Annotated in this window: 16 protein-coding genes; all 16 read right to left on the reverse strand. The window is 63.5% G+C overall.

Translation table 11 applies throughout. The features are described from left to right. Positions 1 to 3: 3 nt before the first annotated feature. Positions 4 to 702 carry an urea ABC transporter ATP-binding subunit UrtE gene (urtE, locus tag J9870_RS02995; RefSeq protein ID WP_210642639.1) on the reverse strand — a complete coding sequence of 233 codons (699 nt, stop codon included), beginning with the start codon at positions 700 to 702 and terminating at the stop codon, positions 4 to 6. Positions 703 to 833: 131 nt separating this feature from the next. After that, a complete protein-coding gene (urtD, locus tag J9870_RS03000) occupies positions 834 to 1,694 on the reverse strand; it encodes an urea ABC transporter ATP-binding protein UrtD (RefSeq protein WP_210642640.1) in 861 nt (286 codons plus the stop codon). Then, positions 1,691 to 2,770: an urea ABC transporter permease subunit UrtC gene (gene urtC / locus J9870_RS03005; protein WP_210642641.1), complete on the reverse strand. Its 1,080-nt coding sequence runs from the start codon at positions 2,768 to 2,770 to the stop codon at positions 1,691 to 1,693. The genes urtD and urtC overlap by 4 nt, the downstream gene beginning before the upstream one ends. Further along, positions 2,770 to 4,272: an urea ABC transporter permease subunit UrtB gene (gene urtB / locus J9870_RS03010; RefSeq protein WP_210642642.1), complete on the reverse strand. Its 1,503-nt coding sequence runs from the start codon at positions 4,270 to 4,272 to the stop codon at positions 2,770 to 2,772. The genes urtC and urtB overlap by 1 nt, the downstream gene beginning before the upstream one ends. Positions 4,273 to 4,432: 160 nt before the next feature. Further along, on the reverse strand, positions 4,433 to 5,698 hold the full coding sequence (urtA, locus tag J9870_RS03015) for an urea ABC transporter substrate-binding protein (protein ID WP_025211599.1): 1,266 nt from the start codon (positions 5,696 to 5,698) through the stop codon (positions 4,433 to 4,435). Positions 5,699 to 6,022: 324 nt separating this feature from the next. Continuing rightward, complete coding sequence (locus tag J9870_RS03020) at positions 6,023 to 7,033, reverse strand: iron ABC transporter permease (protein WP_210642643.1); 1,011 nt, start codon at positions 7,031 to 7,033, stop codon at positions 6,023 to 6,025. Beyond that, complete coding sequence (locus tag J9870_RS03025) at positions 7,030 to 7,977, reverse strand: ABC transporter substrate-binding protein (protein ID WP_210642644.1); 948 nt, start codon at positions 7,975 to 7,977, stop codon at positions 7,030 to 7,032. The genes J9870_RS03020 and J9870_RS03025 overlap by 4 nt, the downstream gene beginning before the upstream one ends. Continuing rightward, a complete protein-coding gene (locus J9870_RS03030; protein WP_210642645.1) occupies positions 7,974 to 8,762 on the reverse strand; it encodes an ABC transporter ATP-binding protein in 789 nt (262 codons plus the stop codon). Before J9870_RS03030 ends, J9870_RS03025 begins: the two co-directional genes overlap by 4 nt. A 200-nt stretch (positions 8,763 to 8,962) precedes the next feature. Next, entirely contained in the window at positions 8,963 to 10,342 is a 1,380-nt protein-coding gene (locus J9870_RS03035) for a PepSY domain-containing protein (RefSeq protein WP_210642646.1), read from the reverse strand. A 192-nt stretch (positions 10,343 to 10,534) separates the two neighbouring features. Beyond that, the gene (locus tag J9870_RS03040) at positions 10,535 to 12,661 is read right to left on the reverse strand and encodes a TonB-dependent copper receptor (protein ID WP_210642647.1); all 2,127 of its coding nucleotides are present in this window, start codon (positions 12,659 to 12,661) and stop codon (positions 10,535 to 10,537) included. Positions 12,662 to 12,744: 83 nt separating this feature from the next. After that, positions 12,745 to 13,149 carry a DUF2946 domain-containing protein gene (locus tag J9870_RS03045; RefSeq protein WP_210642648.1) on the reverse strand — a complete coding sequence of 135 codons (405 nt, stop codon included), beginning with the start codon at positions 13,147 to 13,149 and terminating at the stop codon, positions 12,745 to 12,747. A 57-nt stretch (positions 13,150 to 13,206) separates the two neighbouring features. Then, entirely contained in the window at positions 13,207 to 13,686 is a 480-nt protein-coding gene (locus tag J9870_RS03050; protein WP_210642649.1) for a copper chaperone PCu(A)C, read from the reverse strand. Between the two features lie 46 nt (positions 13,687 to 13,732). Then, positions 13,733 to 14,131, reverse strand: a complete 399-nt coding sequence (locus tag J9870_RS03055) for a DUF2946 domain-containing protein (RefSeq protein ID WP_210642650.1) — start codon at positions 14,129 to 14,131, stop codon at positions 13,733 to 13,735. 246 nt (positions 14,132 to 14,377) lie between these two features. Further along, positions 14,378 to 15,100 carry a cobalt-precorrin-6A reductase gene (locus J9870_RS03060; RefSeq protein WP_210642651.1) on the reverse strand — a complete coding sequence of 241 codons (723 nt, stop codon included), beginning with the start codon at positions 15,098 to 15,100 and terminating at the stop codon, positions 14,378 to 14,380. Then, on the reverse strand, positions 15,097 to 16,194 hold the full coding sequence (locus J9870_RS03065; RefSeq protein WP_210642652.1) for a cobalt-precorrin-5B (C(1))-methyltransferase: 1,098 nt from the start codon (positions 16,192 to 16,194) through the stop codon (positions 15,097 to 15,099). The genes J9870_RS03060 and J9870_RS03065 overlap by 4 nt, the downstream gene beginning before the upstream one ends. Continuing rightward, a complete protein-coding gene (gene cbiE, locus J9870_RS03070; RefSeq protein WP_210642653.1) occupies positions 16,187 to 17,398 on the reverse strand; it encodes a precorrin-6y C5,15-methyltransferase (decarboxylating) subunit CbiE in 1,212 nt (403 codons plus the stop codon). Before cbiE ends, J9870_RS03065 begins: the two co-directional genes overlap by 8 nt. Positions 17,399 to 17,668 lie beyond the last annotated feature (270 nt).

Raw genomic sequence — 17,668 nt, forward strand, 5'->3', positions numbered from 1 at the left:
AGACTAGATCGTAACCAGCCCGCGCACACCCTCGGCTTCCATATTTTCTCCGCGCCCCTGCTGCACGATCTCGCCCCGGGACATCACCAGGTATTGATCGGCCAGCTCGGCGGCGAAGTCGTAGAATTGCTCCACCAGCAAAATCGCCATGTCGCCCCGTGCCGCCAGTTTCTTGATGACCACGCCGATCTCCTTGATCACCGACGGTTGGATGCCTTCGGTGGGCTCATCGAGGATCAGCAGGCGTGGACGGCTGGCCAGGGCCCGGCCAATGGCGAGCTGTTGTTGCTGGCCGCCGGACAGGTCGCCACCACGGCGCTGTTTCATTTGCAGCAGCACCGGGAACAGTTCGTAGATAAACGCCGGCACCTCCTTGGCCTCAGAGCCAGGAAACCGCGACAGGCCCATCAGCAGGTTTTCTTCCACCGTCAGCCGCCCGAAAATTTCCCGGCCCTGGGGCACGTAGGCGATGCCGGCATGCACGCGCTGATGGGGCTTGAAGGTGGTGATGGCCTGGCCTTCCCAACTCACCGCGCCTTCCTTGGCCGGCAACAGGCCCATCAGGCATTTGAGCAAGGTGGTCTTGCCCACGCCGTTACGTCCCAACAGGCACGTCACCTCGCCGACCTTCACGTCGAACGACAGGCCGCGCAGGATGTGGCTACCGCCGTAGTACTGGTGCAGCTTGTCGACTTGCAGCATCTTCAGATCTCCTCGAACCCCTTGTGGGAGCGAGCTTGCTCGCGATAGCGGTGGGTCAGCTTGCTTATTTGTTGAATGTGTCGCCGCCATCGCGAGCAAGCTCGCTCCCACAGAGGGCAGTGTTTGCCGGGCTACCGACCGAGATACACCTCGATCACCCGCTCATTGTCCTGCACCTGTTCCAGCGAGCCTTCAGCCAGCACACTGCCCTGATGCAGCACGGTGACGTGGTCGGCAATCGCGCCGACGAAGCCCATGTCGTGTTCCACCACCATCAGCGAATGCTTGCCCGCCAGGGATTTGAACAGCTCGGCGGTGAACTCGGTTTCGGCGTCGGTCATGCCCGCCACCGGTTCGTCGAGCAGCAACAGTTGCGGGTCCTGCACCAGCAGCATGCCGATCTCCAGGAACTGTTTCTGCCCGTGGGACAACAACCCGGCAGCGCGATTGACCGACGTGGTAAGGCGAATGGTTTCCAGCACTTCGCTGATGCGCGCGTGTTGTTCGCCAGTGAGTTTGGCCCGCAGGCTGGCCCATACCGATTTGTCGGTCTTGAGCGCCAGTTCCAGGTTTTCGAACACGCTCAAGGCTTCGAACACCGTGGGCTTCTGGAACTTGCGACCGATGCCGGCCTGGGCGATCTGCACCTCGCTCATGCTGGTCAAGTCCAGGGTTTCGCCGAACCAGGCCTTGCCATGGCTGGGCCGGGTCTTGCCGGTGATCACGTCCATCAGCGTGGTCTTGCCCGCGCCGTTGGGGCCGATGATGCAGCGCAATTCGCCGACGCCGATGTACAGGTTCAGATCGTTCAAGGCCTTGAAGCCGTCGAAGCTGACGCTGATGTCTTCCAGGGTCAGGATGGTGCCGTGACGGGTGTTCAGGCCAACGCCCGCCGCCTGGCCGAGGCCGATGGCGTCGCGGCTGCTGCCCTGGTCTTTGTTGGGTTCGAGGATCGGTTCGAGCATGAACTCGGCCGTTGGCGTGATTCTCATGATTCGCCCCTTTTCTTCAGCAACCCGATCACGCCCTTGGGCAGATACAGGGTCACGACGATGAACAGCGCACCGAGGAAGAACAGCCAGTACTCGGGAAACGCCACGGTGAACCAGCTCTTCATGCCATTGACCACGCCGGCGCCCAGCAGCGGCCCGATCAGCGTGCCACGCCCGCCGAGGGCGACCCACACGGCGGCTTCGATGGAGTTGGTCGGCGACATCTCGCTGGGGTTGATAATGCCCACCTGCGGCACATACAACGCCCCCGCCAGGCCGCACAACACAGCGCTCAGCACCCAGACGAACAGTTTGAAGCCACGGGGATCGTAGCCGCAGAACATCAGGCGGTTTTCCGCGTCGCGCAGGGCGGTCAACACTCGACCGAATTTACTGCGGGCCAGGCGCCAGCCGATGAACAGGCTCGCCACCAAAAGCAGCACCGTTGCCAGGAACAGCACCGCCCGGGTGCCCGGCTCGGTGATGCCAAAGCCCAGGATCGAGCGGAAGTTGGTGAAGCCGTTGTTGCCGCCAAATCCGGTTTCGTTGCGGAAAAACAGCAGCATCCCGGCGAAGGTCAGGGCCTGGGTCATGATCGAGAAATACACGCCCTTGATCCGCGAGCGGAAGGCGAAGAAACCGAACACCAACGCCAACATGCCCGGCGCCAGCACCACCAGGCACATTGCCCAGAGGAAACTGTTGGTACCGGCCCAGTACCAGGGCAACTCGGTCCACGACAAGAAGGTCATGAACGCCGGCAAGCCATCACCGGCGGCCTGGCGCATCAGGTACATACCCATGGCGTAGCCGCCCAGGGCGAAGAACAGGCCATGACCGAGGGAGAGCAAGCCGGCATAACCCCAGACCAGGTCCAGGGCCAGGGCGACGATGGCGTAGCAGAGAATCTTGCCCACCAGGGTCAGGGTATATGCCGAAACATGCAGCGGGTTGTCCGCCGCCAACAGCGACAACAGTGGCAGGCTCAGCAGCACGGCCAGGATCAGCACACCGACGGCGAGAGTGACTTTGGGGCCGGCCTTTTGCGTGGCCGTGAGCATCAGGGGCTGGTTCATCAGTCGATTACCCGTCCTTTGAGCGCGAAGAGACCTTGCGGACGCTTCTGGATGAACAGAATGATCAACGCCAGGATCAGGATCTTGCCGAGTACGGCGCCGATCTGTGGTTCGAGAATCTTGTTGGCAATGCCCAGGCCGAACGCGGCGAACACGCTACCGGCCAACTGGCCGACGCCACCGAGCACCACCACCAGGAACGAGTCGATGATGTAGCTCTGGCCCAGGTCCGGGCCGACATTGCCGATCTGGCTCAGGGCCACGCCGCCGAGCCCGGCGATACCCGAGCCGAGGCCGAAGGCGAGCATGTCCACGCGACCGGTGGGCACGCCGCAGCAGGCGGCCATGTTGCGGTTCTGGGTGACGGCGCGCACGTTCAGGCCCAGGCGGGTCTTGTTCAGCAGCAGCCAGGTCAGCACCACCACGAACAGCGCGAAGGCAATGATCACGATGCGGTTGTACGGCAACACCAGATTCGGCAACACCTGGATCCCGCCCGACAGCCAGGCCGGGTTGGCGACTTCGACGTTCTGCGCACCGAACACCAGGCGCACCAGTTGGATCAGCATCAGGCTGATGCCCCAGGTGGCGAGCAGGGTTTCCAACGGACGCCCGTAGAGGTGGCGAATCACCGTGCGCTCCAGAGCCATGCCGATGGCGGCGGTGATGAAAAACGCCACCGGCAGGGCGATCAGTGGGTAGAACTCGATGGCGTTCGGGGCGAAGCGCTGGAACAGCATCTGCACCACGTAGGTGGAATAGGCCCCCAACATGAGCATCTCGCCGTGGGCCATGTTGATCACCCCCAGCAAGCCGAAGGTGATTGCCAGGCCGAGGGCGGCGAGCAGCAGGATCGAGCCCAGGGACATGCCGCTGAAGGCCTGGCCCAACAACTCGCCCACCAACAGTTTGCGCTTGACCTGGCTGAGGCTGGTTTCAGCGGCGGTGCGTACGTTGGCATCGGTTTCGACGCCGGGTTCGAGCAAACCTTCGAGGCGGGTGCGGGCCAGCGGATCGCCGGTTTCCCCCAGCAACCGCACGGCGGCCAGGCGCACGCTCGGGTTGGCGTCCACCAGTTGCAGGTTTGCCAGGGCCAGGCTCAGGGCGGCGTGCACGTCTTCGTCCTGCTCGCCGGCCAGTTGCCGATCGAGAAAGGCCAGTTGGGCCGGGCGGGCACTTTTTTGCAATTGCTGCGCGGCAGCCAGGCGTACGCGGGCATCGACGGCGAGCAGTTGATGGCTGGCCAGGGCTGTTTCGATCAGCCCGCGCAAGCGGTTGTTCAGGCGCAGGGTCTTGGGCTGGCCATCGACGGTCAACTGGCCTTGCTGCAAGGCATTGATCAGTTCGACACGCTCCGGCTCGGGCTGCGCGGCCCAGGTTTCCAGGAGCTTGGCCTGCTGGGTCGGGTTGGCGGCGACGAAGTCTTCGGCGTCACCGGCGTGGGCCTCCAGTGGCAACAGCAGCACCAGGGCGAGGATGAGGCGGTAAAGGGCGGTGGGCATAGAGAGTCGCCTTGCGCGGACAATGTGGGAGCGAGCTTGCTCGCGATGGCGGTGGGTCAGTCACATCAGTGTTGAACATGGGGCCGCTATCGCGAGCAAGCTCGCTGCCACAGGGATTTGTGTCGGTCAGAGCGTCATGCTCGGACCGACACCCATGGGCTCAGTTGCTCTTCACCGCATAGTCAGGTTTCTTGTCGTTGCCGGCGATGAAGGGGCTCCACGGTTGGGCGCGGATCGGGCCTTCGGTCTGCCAGACCACGTTGAACTGACCGTCGGCCTGGATTTCGCCGATCATCACCGGCTTGTGCAGGTGGTGGTTGGTCTTGTCCATGGTCAGGGTGTAGCCCGACGGTGCGGCGAAGGTCTGGCCGGCCAGGGCTTCGCGGACTTTGTCGACGTCGGTGGACTTGGCTTTTTCCACCGCTTGCGCCCACATGTGGATACCGACGTAAGTGGCTTCCATCGGGTCGTTGGTCACGGCTTTGTCGGCGCCTGGCAGGTTCTTGGCCTTGGCATAGGCCTTCCAGGAATCAACGAACTTCTTGTTCGCCGGGTTATCCACGGACTCGAAGTAGTTCCACGCCGCCAGGTTGCCTACCAGCGGTTTGGTGTCGATGCCGCGCAGTTCTTCTTCGCCCACCGAGAAGGCCACGACCGGTACGTCGGTGGCCTTCAGGCCCTGGTTCGCCAGTTCCTTATAGAAGGGCACGTTGGAGTCGCCGTTGACTGTGGAAATGACTGCGGTCTTGCCGCCAGCCGAGAATTTTTTGATGTTGGCCACGATGGTCTGGTAATCGCTGTGGCCGAACGGGGTGTAGACCTCTTCGATGTCTTTGTCCGCCACACCTTTGGAGTGCAGGAACGAACGCAGGATCTTGTTGGTGGTGCGCGGGTAGACGTAGTCGGTGCCCAGCAGGAAGTAGCGCTTGGCACTGCCGCCTTCCTCGCTCATCAGGTATTCCACCGCAGGAATCGCCTGCTGGTTCGGCGCTGCGCCGGTGTAGAACACGTTTGGCGACATCTCTTCGCCTTCGTATTGCACCGGGTAGAACAGCAGGCCGTTGAGTTCTTCGAACACCGGCAACACGGATTTACGCGACACCGACGTCCAGCAGCCGAACACCACCGCGACTTTGTCCTGGGTCAGCAACTGACGGCCCTTTTCCGCGAACAGCGGCCAGTTCGACGCCGGGTCCACGACCACCGCTTCGAGCTTCTTGCCGTTCACACCACCCTTGGCGTTGATCTCATCGATGGTCATCAGCGCCATGTCCTTGAGGGACGTTTCGGAGATCGCCATGGTCCCGGACAGCGAATGCAAGATGCCAACCTTGATGGTCTCGGCAGCCTGGACGGTCCAGGCCATGCCCATCGCGGCAATGCTTGCCGAGAGTGTAAAAGCCTTGATCAAGCTACGACGCTTCATTGTGCGATCTCCGTGGTCTTTTGAGTTTTTTTCGAGGGCAGATGCAAACGCTGAAGGCGCTTTTGCAAGGGGTGTGCCCGGTTGGCAAAAGGCTTGGAAATGCGGGATGGGTGTGGCGCAGGGAAACGGGCGACGCACCATGAGCGACCGCGTTGCGGGCGTTGGTGCGAAGGGATGCGCCACATTGGGGCGAGAGAGTTGCAAGTCCCCTGTGGGAGCGAGCTTGCTCGCGATAGCAGTGTGTCAGTCACTTCTAATCTGACTGATCTACCGCCATCGCGAGCAAGCTCGCTCCCACAGGTTGTTTTGCACGTCAGGTAGAGCTCAGCGGCGGCGCATCAGGCCGATGAAGAACAGCCCGCCGATAGCGGCGGTGGCGACCCCAATGGGCAAGTCTTCCGGCGCGATCAGCGTCCGCGCCGCCACGTCCACCCACACCAGGAACAGGCTGCCCAGCAGCACGCAGGCCGGCAACAGCCGCCGATGCTCGGCACCCACCAGCCGCCGGGCAATGTGCGGCACCATCAGCCCGACAAAACCAATCGAGCCGCTGATGGACACCAGCACGCCGGTCATCAACGACGCGATCAAGAAGATCCACAAGCGCACCTTCGCCGCGTTCAAGCCCAAGGTCACGGCGGTCTGTTCGCCAGCCATCAGCGCATTCAGCGGGCGGGCCATGCCCAGCAGCAATACCAGCCCCAGCAACACACTGGCGGCCGGCACCGCCAGCAGCTCCCAGCGCGCCAGGCCCAGGCCGCCGAGCATCCAGAACATCACCGCGGAACTGGCGCGATGATCACCCAAAAACAACAGCAGATTGGCCGCCGCCATCATCACGAACGACACCGCCACGCCGCAGAGCAGCAGGCGATCACTTTCCAGGCGACCCTGACGGCTGGCGATGGCCAGCACCAGCAGCATGCTCAGCAATGCACCGATAAACGCCGCCAGTGGCAGGGTCAGCAGGCCGACGATCTCGCCGACATGCAGCACCACGATGACCGCGCCCAAGGTCGCGCCGGACGTCACGCCCAGCAAGTGCGGATCGGCCAGCGGGTTACGCGTGACCGCTTGCAGCACCGCACCGATCAACGCCAACCCGGAGCCCACCAGGGCACCGAGCAGCAAGCGTGGTACGCGGATCAGCCAGACAATGTGTTCCTGGCCCGGCGTCCAATGAACGTCACCTACACCGAAAGCCTTGTTCAGCAAAATGTCCCAGACCACCGCCACCGGCACCCGCGCCGGACCGAAGCCCAGGGACACCACACACGACACCAGCATCAGCGCGCCGAGGAATGCCAGCAGGGCGCCATAGCGACGACCGTTCATTGGCCGTGGAAACCCTGCGCCAGGGTTTGCACCGCCAGCACGTTATCGATGCCCGGCGTGGCCTGCACGTAAGGGATCACGATGAAGCGTCGCTGCTTGATCGCCTCCACCGTTTGCAGGGCCGGGTTGTCCAGCAGGAATTGCTGCTTCTGCTCGGCGCTGACTTCGCCGTAGTCGACGATCACGATCACCTGCGGGTTGCGCTCGACCACGTTCTCCCAGTTCACCCGGGTCCAACTGGTCTCCACGTCATCCAGAATGTTGCGCCCGCCCGCCGCGTCGATCAGGGCCTGGGGCATGCCGAGGCGGCCGGAAGTCATGGCGCGATCTTCGCCGCTGTCATACAGGAACACCCGGGGCTGGTCGGTTGGCAGGTGTTTGCGCACTTCTGCCACCTGGGCCTGCATCGTGGCGATCAGTGCGTTGGCGCGATCCTGGACGTCGAAAATCCTGCCGAGGTTGCGCAGGTCGTTGTAGGTGTCTTCCAGCGAGGCCGCCGGACGTTTCATCACGAACGCGCAGGACTCGGTCAGCTCGTACACGTTGATGCCCAGCGGTTGCAGGGTCTGAGGCGTCAGGTCGCCGCCCACCCGCATGCCGTAGTCCCACCCGGCAAAAAAGAAATCGACGTTGGCACTGAGCAGGGTTTCCACCGACGGGTACTTGGCCGCCAGTTCCGGCAGGCCATCGAGAATCTTCGCCATCTCGGGCGTCACCGACTTCCAGCCACTGATGCCGCTGTAGCCGACCATACGCGGCTTGAGGCCCAGGGCGAGCATCATCTGGGTCATGTTGATGTCGTGGCTGACGGCATGGCGCGGGGCTTCGTTGAACACCACCTGGCGGTTGCAGCTCTGGACCGTCAACGGGTAGCGGGTGGCCTCGGCCAGAGCGTGAGTACTGCCCAGCAGCAGGGCAAGCGACAGCAGGGAACGCAGGGTCATGGTTGGGTTATCCAGGTGATTCGTGGGTAGCCGGCCAGGGGATGTTCGTCCACCAGGGCGTCGATGCCGAACACTTCGCGTAGCAGCGCGGCGGTCAGGACTTCTGCCGGTGCGCCGCTGGCGACGATGCGCCCGTGTTCGATCACATACAGGCGGTCGCAGAAGGCAGCGGCCAGGTTCAGGTCGTGGAGGCTGGCGAGGGTGCCGATGCCCAGCCCTTTGATCAGTTGCAGCAATTGCAATTGATAGTGGGGGTCGAGGTGATTGGTCGGTTCGTCGAGGATCAGTAATTGCGGCTGCTGGGCCAGAGCCCGGGCGAGGATCACCCGTTGCTTTTCACCGCCCGAAAGTGTGGCGAACTCGTGGTCACCGAAGCCTTCAAGCCCGGCCGATTGCAGTGCCTGGAGGACCAGGCGGCGGTCCTCGAGGTTGTCGCCATCGAACAGGCCTTTGTGGGGTGTGCGGCCCATGGCGACCACTTCCTCTACCGTCAGGCCGAAAGCGTCGGGGAACTCTTGCAGCACCACGGCGATGCGTTGGGCGCACCAGCGCGAGGACTGTTTCCAGACGTTGTGATGCTCGAACTTGACCTCCCCCCGTTCCGGTCGGCTGAAACGGTAGGCGCAGCGCAGCAGGCTGGTCTTGCCGCTGCCGTTGGGCCCGATCAACCCGACGAACTCCCCGGCCGCCACCTGCAGCGTCACGTCACGCAGCTGGAACTGGTGATGGCAGTGGCCATGGCCCAGGGGCGTCCAGGCGAGCTGGGAGAGGGTTAGCGAGGTCATGGATCTACTCAAATCATGGGTGGCGCGCGCAACCCTTGTGGGAGCGAGCTTGCTCGCGATAGCGGTGGTTCAGCTTGCATCTTTGTTGAAGTACTGCCGCCATCGCGAGCCAGCTCGCTCCCACAGGGGATGATGTTCACAGTTCGAAAGACGGGCGCGATTGTAGAGGTTTCGCGCCGCCTTCCGTTAATGCACCGTCTTCAGCTTGAAGATGAGACGACCTCAGGCTGGCGATTGAACCGGGTGACGAGCCGGTCCAGCAACCAGACCACCACCAGTGAAGCCCCCACCAACGGGAACACCACCGCCAATGCCAGCATGATGAAGACCCCGGTCTTCCAGGTTGGCAGATCGTGACGCAGCGGCGGTACGCCGAACTTGCCCTCTGGCCGGCGCTTCCACCAGATCACTACGCCACTCACGGCGCTGAGCAGGATCATCAGGCAAATCAGCAGCACGATGATCTGGTTCAGCGGGCCAAACATCTTGCCCTCATGGAGCATCACCCCGGTTTCGGTGGCGCGGGCCACGACGCTGTAATGCGCCCAGCGCACATCGGCCAGGACCTTGCCGGTGTACTGGTCCACGTGCAGGGTGGCGTCGTTGCGCGGGTCGTCGGCGAACACCGAGACGGTGAACACGCCGGTGGACGTGGTCGGCAGGGTGATGCTGTAGCCGGGCGTGACCTGGCGTTCGCTGGCGATGTCCTGCACCGCTTGCAGGCTGACGGTCGGAGCGGCGGGGCCTTGGTGCATACCGCCGTGGGCCATGTGTTCGGCATGGTCGCCGGACATCGGCATCGGCGTATTTTCCATGGCCCAGGGCACGGTCTGGCGGTGGGCGTTGTTGAGGCTGCCGGCCTCGACGTCGGACTTGGGCACGTCGTTCCACATCGCCGCCGGAAAGCGGTTCCAGAGGTTGGCGTATTGCTTGCCCCAGAAGCCGGTCCAGGTCATGCCACTGAGCAGCATCACCAGCAGCAACGCCGCGCCCCAGAAACCGATGACCACGTGCAGGTCGCGCCAGAACAAACGACCGCGGCTGCTCCAGCGGGGCCACAGCACGCCAGCCGAGGATTGCCCGCGCGGCCACCACAGGTACAACCCCGACACCACCAGCACCACACCCCAGCCAGCGGCCATTTCCACCAGGCGATCACCGATCGTGCCGATCAGCAACTCGCCGTGGATGGCCCGGGCCATGGCTTGCAGGTTGTTTTTCGCATCCTGCTCGCCGAGAACATCACCATGGTACGGGTCGATGAACACGTTCAGTTCCCGGCCTTTGTCGATCACCACGAACTGCGCGCTGCGCTCGGCGTTGACCGGTGGCAGGTACTGTTTGACCTGGCCTTCGGGATAGGCCTGGCGGACCTGTTTGAGCAAGTCGTCCGCCGCCAGGGTGTGATGCCCGGCGGGTACGTTCAGCAGGCTGCCGTACATCAGTGGGTCGAGTTGCGGCTTGAACAGGTAAATGATGCCGGTCAGGGCCAGCATCACCATGAAAGGCGCCACGAACAGCCCGGCGTAAAAATGCCAACGCCAGGCCAGGTTGTAGAAATTGGGTTTCGGTTGGCTCATTGAAAAGCGCTCCGCAGGGCAAATTGGGTTGTTATGTTGTGCGGTCAGTCAAGGTGGAACGAAAACCCTGTGGGAGCGAGCTTGCTCGCGATAGCAATGGATCAGCTTGCATCGATGTTGAATGTGCCTTCGCTATCGCGAGCAAGCTCGCTCCCACAGTGGGTGTCCTCGCTGACAGATCTCCGGTGCTGGTTAGAAACTCATATCCACCTTGGTCCAGAGCGTGCGCCCCGGTTCGTTGATGGCTTGCGGGTCGCTCGCCGGGTAGCCGAACCCGGCGTTGCCGGCCAGGTTCAGGTGCTCGGCGTAGGCTTTGCCGAACAGGTTGTCGACGCCGCTGCTGACCTTCCAGTGCTGGTTGATGCGGTAGGCGCCGTTGAGTGAGAACACGCCGAAGCCCGAGCTCTTGCCATAGTCCTTGCCCACCACGTTGCCCTTGTTCTCGTCGACCCGGTGCTGCGCCGCCACCACACGCCACAGGGCGCCGGCACTCCAGCGGTCTTCGCTGTAGGTCAGGCCCAGGCGTGCGTCCAGCGGCGGCATTTGTGCCAGGGCGCTGCCGTCGCTGCTGTTCTTGCCCCAGGCGTAGGCCAGGGTCGCGTCGGCTTTCCAGTGTTCGGTCAGCTTGTAGGCCGCACCCAGTTCACCGCCCATGATCCGCGCATCGATGTTCTCGGCTCGGGAGGTGGTGCCCATCATCCCGGGGGTGTAGTCGAACAGGATGTAGTCGCGCACCTGCCCGACATAGCCCGATGCCCAGGCCTCGAGGGTTTCGGTCTTGTACTGCAGGCCGAAGTCGAGTTGGGTGGTTTTCTCTGGCTTGATCGAGTCGAAGGCATTCAGCGAACCGCTGGGGCCGGCGTTCGCCGAGAACAGCTCCCAGTAGTCGGGGAAGCGTTGTGCGTGACCCACGCCTGCGTAGAGGGTGGTGGGGCTGTCGTCGAGGTCGTGCTCATAGCGGACGAAACCGCTGGGCAGGGTGTCGGCGCGGGTCTCGTCGGCAGTCGGATTGGGCCGGGCCGACATGCCGGAGCCGATGCTCTGGCGATAGTCCTTGGCCGAGGCGCGGTCGAGCCGGGCGCCGGTGATCACTCTGTCGCGGTCGGCGGCGTACCAGGTCAATTCGCTGAACACCCCGTAATTGTGGAAGTCGGCGTCCTTGGTGTACGGCAGGTCCTTGTAGGTGTCGACACCCATGCTGCTGCGCTGGCGATGCTCGTTGGTCTGGGCGTCCAGGCCGCTGATCAGTTGCACATCGGCCCAGCGCCAGGTGGCCTTGATGCGCGCGCCAAGGGTGCGACGGTCGACGTTGGAAGCCATGGGCCCGGCCATCATCCCGGTGCCGGATGGCGTGCGCAGCGTGTAGTTGTCCATCACATGGTCGGCGTAGTTGTAATAGACCTGTGCCTCGATCTTATCCAGCACCTCGCCGATGTTCGAGCGCTCGAAACGCAGCCCGAGGCTTTCGCGCTTGAACTGCGAGCCGTCCATGCTGCGCCCGGCATAGCGCGCTTGGCCGTCGCCCTTGCCGGCGGTCAGCTCCAACAGGGTGTCGGCGTCCGGCGTCCAGCCCAGCGTCACGTCGCCGTTCCACTTGTCGTAGCGCGACGGCACCGTGTCGTTGTTGCCGTCGCGGTAATCGTCCGAATGGGCGGTGTTGCCGATCACTCGTACGTAGCCCAGCGGCCCGCCGGCCGCCGCATCCACGACCTTGTCGAAGCGTCCGTTGGAACCGGCCAACACACTGGCGTTGACCCGCGTGCCGAGCTCGCCGAACTGTTCCGGCTCGCGCTCGAACAGGACGGTCCCGGCCGATGCTCCTGGGCCCCAGAGTACGGTTTGCGGGCCTTTGATCACGGTGAGCTTGTCGTAGGTTTCCGGCGAGATGTAGGACGTCGGCGCGTCCATCCGGCCCGGGCAGGCGCCCAGCAACATGCTGCCGTTGGTGAGGATGTTCAACCGCGAGCCGAACATGCCGCGCAGCACCGGGTCGCCATTGGTGCCACCGTTGCGCACCAGGGCAAAGCCGGGGATGGTCTTGAGGTAGTCGCCGCCGTCACTGGCCGGCACCGGCTGACGCGGATCCTTGGGGTTGGTGACGACAGTCAAGGGTGAGCTGGGCGCGATGGCAGTGATGACCGTCGGGCTTAGCTCTTCGATCTGAGCCTCGTGATGCTCGTGCTCATCGGCAAGTACATAGGGCGTGAGAAGCAGGCCGCACAGTGCGGCGACCGTATGACGCAAACGAACCCGTGGCTCGTTCGGGGGGCAGCGAACCTGGGCAGTGCCCAAAGCGGTGCCAGCAGAAAACCTGGACATGATGATTCCATCGAACAGACGTAAACGACATGGTCGGGCAGCCTGGGACTGTCTTGTGCGACCGGGTGAGGTAAGTGTCGGGTTTACGCGACGAGGGGCGGTGCGCGGGTGCGGGCACCCGGAAAGAACGGTTGCCGGGCATGGCCCAGGCGCGGGGAAGGGCTGGTGTAGGTACTGGCCGACGGTGCATCGAAGGCAGCGAAGGTGTGGCCGCCCGGCAACGCGGGACAGTTGAACAGCAGGCTGCAATAGCCACACTTTTCCCACAGCGCGTGATGCTCGCTCTTGGGCCGGCAGTGTTCGGCTGCCGGTGCCGCATGCTCGGCGTGGGTACCCGCCGACATGTCCATCTCCATGCTCATGCTTATAGACACAGGCATGGACGAAGACATGCGCTGATCCATCGGCATCGACTGAGAAATCAGTGGACCGATAAAGATCATCAGCATGGCGAACAGGCTGAGCCAGCTGCCGCGTGTCAGGCTCATGGGCTGACGGCGGGGCAGGGCGGACCTGTTGCGGGGAAGCGCCACGGGTAGACGCGCTTAGTGCATGTGCATTTGGTTTTTGTCGCCGTCAGGCGCTTTTTTCTGCACCGCGACGTCAACGGTCACGTCGCCGGCTTTTTCGAAATGCAGGGTCATGGCAAAGCGTTTGCCATCACTGAGCAGGCTGCGGTCTTTCAGCTCCAACAGCATCACGTGGTAGGCCATCGGCGCGAAGGTAGCCGTCGCTCCGGGGGCAATATCCACAGCGGGCACCGGTTGCATTTTCATCAGGCCGCCTTGCATCACATGCTCGTGGAGCTCGGCTTTGCCGGCAATCGGCGAGTCGACGCTGAGCAGTTTGTCGGCGGTGGTGCCCTTGTTGTGAATCACGAAATACGCGGCCACGGTCGGTGCATTGGGCGGCAATTCCTGGGACCAGGGGTGAGCGATTTCGAGGTCGCCAACTTTGTATTGATGGGCATGGGCGAAGCTCACTGGAAGCAACAGGGCAGCCAGCAGGACGAGTCTGTTCAACATGGGTGATTCTCCAGAACGATTCAGGACGCGGGTTTAATGCGGGGAATCAGACCAGAGGAGAGGCGCGGGGGTTGAGGCTCGGCCATTGCTGGCGCGGTGTGGGGCTGTCGAGTGTTGAGTGGGCGACACCGCGATGGGCCGGCCGTAGATCCATATACAACCGAGGCGCGTGCCCGGCAAGCGCCACCAACGGCGCGGAACCTGAGCAGCACCAACAATGCTGCATCGTCGAATGATTGTCCTGCTGCGGCGTGCCTTGCTCGAGCTTGCCCAGGGAAATCGCCAGCATTTTCGTGCCGCTGGAGGAACAGAAGCTGCCCCACAGCACTTGTTCGGTCGGTGCACTCGCCACCGTGCCACCGTTGCCGGAAAGGGGCATGGCAAGCATGTTGAACAGCACTGCGAAGCAGGCGATCCAGGCAAATGCAAGCCGTTGTCGGGACATGGGGCAAATCCGCTCGGTTGGGCGATCAGGTGGCGGTATTTAGCCTGATCGGGGTTGAGAAGTAAAAAGGCCGCGTGCGGTGTAGGGTCGCAGGGCTGGTGTTAACAGTAGCAACAGATCGTCGAGTGAGTGCTGTTGTCGCGGGGAAGCTTACCCTCGCTGGGCGACGAAGCGGTCCTCAATCCTGATACAGCGTTTGACAGGGAGTGGCATCTGCTGTTTTTGGCGTGGCAACAGAACAGGCAGTCAGGCCAACTGCCGTAGCCCCTGCAACACCTCATCCACTGTCCCAAACTCCCGATCCACCCCCGGCAACACCGGCCGCTTCAACACCAGTACCGGCACGCCTCGCTCCCGCGCCACCTCCAGTTTCGGCTCAGTAGCCGTGCTGCCACTGTTCTTGCTGACCAGTACATCGATCCGCCGCCGTTCGAACAGCTCACGCTCACCCTCGATGTGAAACGGCCCACGGGCACCAATGACTTCGCAGCGCTCATTTCCGGGGTAAACGTCCAGGGCGCGCAGGGTCCAGAACTGCTCTGGCGGAATTTCGTGCAGGTGTTGCAGTGGCTCGCGACCGAGGGTGAACAGGGGGTGGTGGAAGGGTTGCAGGGCCTGGATCAGTTCGCTCCAGTCAGCCACTTCGCGCCAGTCATCGCCGGCCTGGGGTTGCCAGGCCGGACGGCGCAGGGCCCAGCAGGGAATGGCGCAGGCTTGAGCTGCTTGGGCGGCGTTGTGGCTGATCTGCGCGGCGTAGGGGTGGGTGGCGTCCAGCAGCAGGTCGATGCCTTCGGCACGGACGAATTGCGCCAGCCCTTCGGCGCCGCCGTAGCCGCCGACGCGCACCTGGCAGGTCAGGTCGGTGGGGACGCGACCGATACCTGCCAGGCTGTAGATATGCTGGGGCCCGAGTGTGCGGGCGATGGCCAGGGCTTCGGTGACGCCGCCCAGTAGCAAGATACGTTTCATTGCAAGGCTCCGGCGTGTCCAACGATCCCGCCCTGGCGATCGATGGCGAAGACTTCGACCTGGACCTGGGCCGGCACCACGCTGCGAGCGAAGGCCAGCGCATGCTCACACACCGAGTCGCCGAGGGCGATGCCGGCGGCGCTGGCCATTGCCAGGGCTTGCTGGCTGGTGTTGGCCTGGCGGATGCCTTGCTGCAACGCCTCATCGGCACCGATGGCGGCCGCCCATTCGGCCAGTTGTGGCAGGTCGATGCTCGAGTGGCGGCTGTGCAGGTCCATGTGGCCAGCGGCGAGTTTGCTGATTTTGCCGAAGCCGCCGCAGAGGCTGAGTTTTTCCACCGGCACCTTGCGCACATGTTTGAGCACGGCGCCGACGAAGTCGCCCATTTCGATCAGGGCGATTTCCGGCAGGTTGTAGACCCGGCGCATGGTGTCTTCGCTGGCATTGCCGGTGCAGGCGGCGATGTGCAGGTAGCCGTTGGTTTTCGCCACGTCGATGCCCTGGTGGATCGAGGCAATGTAGGCCGCGCAGGAGAACGGCCGGACGATGCCGCTGGTGCCGAGGATCGACAGGCCGCCGAGAATCCCCAGGCGTGGATTCATGGTTTTCAGTGCCAGGGCTTCGCCGCCCTCGACATTGACCGTGACTTCGAAACCGCCGGCGTAACCGCTTTCCTCGGCCAGCCGACCGAGGTGGTCGTTGATCATTTTGCGCGGCACCGGGTTGATCGCCGGTTCACCGACATCCAGCACCAGTCCTGGTCGCGTCACCGTGCCGACGCCGCGACCGGCGATGAAGCGCACACCGGGTTCGTCGATCAAGCGCACCTGGGAAAACAACAGGGCGCCGTGGGTCACGTCCGGGTCGTCGCCAGCGTCCTTGATCGTCCCAGCCTCGGCGCCCTGTTCGGTCAGCCGACAGAACTCCAGGCGCATCTGCACCTGCTTGCCCTTGGGCAGCACGATCTCCACGGCATCGGCGTGGATGCCGCACAGCAGCAAGCGGGCCGCCGCCAGGCTGGTGGCGGTGGCGCAACTGCCGGTGGTCAGGCCGCTGCGCAGGGGCGCGGGTTGTTCGGCGGTTTCGTCACGCATCGAGGGGTTTGACCAGGTCGAGCAAGGTGATTGGCAATGCCTGGCGCCAGGTATCGAACTCGCCCAATGGCTGGGCTTGGGCGATGTGGATCCGGGTCAGTTCGCCGCCGTGACGTTCGCGCCAGTTCATGAGCGTCATCTCGCTTTGCAGGGTCACGGCGTTGGCCACGAGCCGGCCGCCGGGCTTGAGCTGCTCCCAGCAGGCGTCGAGCACGCCTTCGCGAGTGACGCCGCCACCGATGAATACTGCGTCTGGCCGCTCCAGGTTTTCCAGCGCCTGGGGGGCTTTCCCGCGAATCAGTTGCAGGCCGGGCACGCCGAGGGTGTCGCGGTTACGTTCGATCAGCGCTTGACGACCTTCGTCGGCCTCGATGGCCAGCGCGCGGCAGCTGGGGTGGGCGCGCATCCATTCGATGCCGATGGAGCCGCTGCCGGCGCCGACATCCCAGAGCAGTTCACCGGGCGTCGGGGCGAGGCGGGCGAGGGTGATGGCGCGTACGTCGCGCTTGGTCAACTGGCCGTCATGTTCAAAGGCCGCGTCCGGCAAACCGGCCAGGCGCGACAGGCGCAACGCCGAGGGTTCGGCGCGGCATTCGATGGCGATCAGGTTCAGGTCGGCGACGGTGGGATCGGACCAGTGTGCCGCACTGTTGTCGAGCCGTCGTTCTGCCACACCGCCGAGGTGTTCCAGCACGGTCATGGGGCTGGGGCCGAACCCACGTTCGCGCAGCAGTGCCGCGACCGCCGCCGGACTCTGGCGGTCATTGCTCAGCAGCAACAGCCTGACGCCAGTGGATAAATGCACATTGAGCGCCGCCAGCGGGCGTGCCACCAGCGACAGCGTGACCACGTCCTGCAGTGGCCAACCCAGGCGCGCCGCCGCCAGCGAACAAGAGGATGGCGCGGGGATGATCAACATCTGATCGCTTGGCACCTGCTTGGCCAGGCTGGCGCCTACGCCGTAGAACATTGGATCGCCGCTGGCCAGTACGCACACCGACTCGCCCCGTCGCGCCAGCAGCGGTTCCAGGGAGAACGGGCTGGGCCACAGCTCCCGTTCGCCACGGATACACACCGGCAACAGCGCCAGTTGCCGGTCGCTGCCGACAATGTGTGACGCCCGCAGCAAGGCATGGCGAGCCGTTCGGCCCAGGCCCTTGAAGCCGTCTTCACCGATGCCCACTACGGTCAGCCAGGGTGTCATCTGTGTTCCTCGAAACGATGAATTTGATTTGCCGGTGTTTATGCTTGCGAACCGGCTCGCCATCATACCGCGCCCCGACATATCAGGGGCTTGGCGTAACATCATCAGCACAGATGGACCGCTATCGCGAGCAAGCCCGCTCCCACGGGGGATTGGTGGTGAACACAGGGTTTGTGAACAATCTGATCAAACTGTGGGAGCGAGCTTGCTCGCGATGGCGGCGGTACAGACAACCTATTTGGATCAGGGAACCCGTGTTCTTGAGCAATC

Source organism: Pseudomonas sp. Tri1 (genome assembly GCF_017968885.1).
Taxonomy (GTDB): Bacteria; Pseudomonadota; Gammaproteobacteria; order Pseudomonadales; family Pseudomonadaceae; genus Aquipseudomonas.

Bases quoted from the DNA above. Each gene is read 5' to 3' on its own strand.
- J9870_RS03050 (WP_210642649.1), bottom strand. From the start codon at position 13,686: ATGTTGAACAGACTCGTCCTGCTGGCTGCCCTGTTGCTTCCAGTGAGC.
- J9870_RS03025 (WP_210642644.1), bottom strand. From the start codon at position 7,977: ATGACCCTGCGTTCCCTGCTGTCGCTTGCCCTGCTGCTGGGCAGTACT.
- urtC (WP_210642641.1), bottom strand. From the start codon at position 2,770: ATGAACCAGCCCCTGATGCTCACGGCCACGCAAAAGGCCGGCCCCAAA.
- urtA (WP_025211599.1), bottom strand. From the start codon at position 5,698: ATGAAGCGTCGTAGCTTGATCAAGGCTTTTACACTCTCGGCAAGCATT.
- J9870_RS03040 (WP_210642647.1), bottom strand. From the start codon at position 12,661: ATGTCCAGGTTTTCTGCTGGCACCGCTTTGGGCACTGCCCAGGTTCGC.
- urtB (WP_210642642.1), bottom strand. From the start codon at position 4,272: ATGCCCACCGCCCTTTACCGCCTCATCCTCGCCCTGGTGCTGCTGTTG.
- urtD (WP_210642640.1), bottom strand. From the start codon at position 1,694: ATGAGAATCACGCCAACGGCCGAGTTCATGCTCGAACCGATCCTCGAA.
- urtE (WP_210642639.1), bottom strand. From the start codon at position 702: ATGCTGCAAGTCGACAAGCTGCACCAGTACTACGGCGGTAGCCACATC.
- J9870_RS03055 (WP_210642650.1), bottom strand. From the start codon at position 14,131: ATGTCCCGACAACGGCTTGCATTTGCCTGGATCGCCTGCTTCGCAGTG.
- J9870_RS03020 (WP_210642643.1), bottom strand. From the start codon at position 7,033: ATGAACGGTCGTCGCTATGGCGCCCTGCTGGCATTCCTCGGCGCGCTG.
- J9870_RS03030 (WP_210642645.1), bottom strand. From the start codon at position 8,762: ATGACCTCGCTAACCCTCTCCCAGCTCGCCTGGACGCCCCTGGGCCAT.
- J9870_RS03045 (WP_210642648.1), bottom strand. From the start codon at position 13,149: ATGAGCCTGACACGCGGCAGCTGGCTCAGCCTGTTCGCCATGCTGATG.
- J9870_RS03060 (WP_210642651.1), bottom strand. From the start codon at position 15,100: ATGAAACGTATCTTGCTACTGGGCGGCGTCACCGAAGCCCTGGCCATC.
- J9870_RS03035 (WP_210642646.1), bottom strand. From the start codon at position 10,342: ATGAGCCAACCGAAACCCAATTTCTACAACCTGGCCTGGCGTTGGCAT.
- J9870_RS03065 (WP_210642652.1), bottom strand. From the start codon at position 16,194: ATGCGTGACGAAACCGCCGAACAACCCGCGCCCCTGCGCAGCGGCCTG.
- cbiE (WP_210642653.1), bottom strand. From the start codon at position 17,398: ATGACACCCTGGCTGACCGTAGTGGGCATCGGTGAAGACGGCTTCAAG.